This is a genomic window from Mesorhizobium sp. M1A.T.Ca.IN.004.03.1.1, from assembly GCF_003997555.1.
Classification (GTDB): Bacteria; Pseudomonadota; Alphaproteobacteria; order Rhizobiales; family Rhizobiaceae; genus Mesorhizobium.
Genome location: NZ_RZTV01000137.1, coordinates 1 through 315, shown reverse-complemented (window position 1 = coordinate 315; position 315 = coordinate 1). Strand labels below are relative to the sequence as shown.

The 315-nt window shown below is 71.1% G+C and carries 1 pseudogene; it reads right to left on the bottom strand.

The window, feature by feature from the left end:
* A pseudogene (locus EOD29_RS31035) lies at positions 1 to 315 on the bottom strand (hypothetical protein); the annotation flags it as partial.

Genomic DNA, 315 nt, shown 5'->3' with positions numbered 1-315 from the left:
TCGATATCGGGCAGGCTGCCGAGGCCGAGCGGGCCGACGGCAAAGAGCCCGGCGACCGTCGAACCGTCGTCGAGGAAGGGCTCGCCGCGCGCATTGACCGCCAGGCCGAGCGAGAGCTCGTCCGGCATGGCGAGGCCGGCGGAAAGCAGGCTCTGCATCAATGGCGCTGAAAGATCCGGCGCCTGGCAGCGGCAATCGATGATGCGCTCGGCATGGATGACCTCTTCGACAGAGGAGCCGGCCGGCGTGAAGAACAGGCCGCTCAGCCCCTGGCGGCCGGCCCGGCCGCGGCGCAGCACCGTGCGGCCTTCGGCA